Genomic DNA, 1,014 nt, shown 5'->3' with positions numbered 1-1,014 from the left:
CACACGCACGCGATGACCGTCGATGGGTCGCCGGGAAAAACTTCCGTACCATCTGGGAACTACTTTGCTCAGACCCAAGCCCAGGGTGCGGACGATCCGTTCAACAGCTTTACGCCGAATCTTGCCCGCCCCGCGACCCTCAACCAAGCTGCCATTCAACCGACAGGTGGTAGCCTTCCGCACGAGAACCGGCAGCCCTACCTCGTCATCAATTACATCATCTGTAACGTAGGCATCTTCCCGTCGCGACAATAGCAGGTGGTGCTGAGGCCTGGCGATTCGAAGCCACAGCTTCGTCGCCGGTTCGATGTCGAGGGGGATATCGCGCTCGTCTTCGACTTCTTTTAATCTGCTTCAACGCTCTGTTCGGCTCGTGGCGAGCAGCTTTCATTCTGGTATTCATTGTTGCATGCAATTTTTTCGAGAATGCTTCTCAAGGGCTGCTTGCATTTCTGTCGAAGGCTGCCTGGATGTGATCATTTCAGTTTTCTAAACTACATCCTGCGGCAGGGTCTCGTAAGATAGCCCTCAGCGTGATGAGGGTTTATATTAATCTGCTTAAGTTGCGATTTCTGTCTAATCGGCACTGGTTTGCTGCGACCGGTTGTCGTGCTGCTTGCAGACGTTGTCGTGCCGTTTATATGGGAGAATGATATGGAAGCTTTTGTTGGAACGATTCTGCCGGTTGCATTCACTTATCCGCCGCCGGGCTGGCTCCTCTGCAATGGTCAAATTGTTAGTATTCAACAATATCAGTTGTTGTTTGCCGTAGTGGGCTTTCGGTACGGTGGCGATGGCCAATCGACGTTCGGCATTCCAAATCTGCAAGGGCGTGTGCCAATCAATCAGGGCCAACTGGCTGGCGGTGGGAGCTACACCATTGGATCGACCGGTGGTGTCGAGACCGTCACGTTGAATGCGCAGCAGATGCCGCTCCACACGCACGCGATGACCGTCGATGGGTCGCCGGGAAAAACTTCCGTACCATCTGGGAACTACTTTGCTCAGACCCAA

At 53.6% G+C, this 1,014-nt stretch carries 2 protein-coding genes; both read left to right on the top strand.

The annotated features are described in order from the left end of the window. The coding region (locus BM140_RS26160) for a phage tail protein (protein ID WP_425287087.1) at nt 1-255 on the top strand (255 nt) is incomplete at its 5' end. A 354-nt stretch (nt 256-609) separates the two neighbouring features. Beyond that, nucleotides 610-1,014, top strand: a 405-nt coding sequence (locus tag BM140_RS25295) for a phage tail protein (protein WP_207549513.1), incomplete at its 3' end; no start/stop codon positions are given.

The sequence above is a fragment of the Methylorubrum salsuginis genome (assembly GCF_900114375.1).
GTDB classification, from domain to species: Bacteria; Pseudomonadota; Alphaproteobacteria; order Rhizobiales; family Beijerinckiaceae; genus Methylobacterium; species Methylobacterium salsuginis.
Note: the sequence above shows the minus strand (reverse complement) of the source record. Positions and strands in the feature narration are given on the sequence as shown.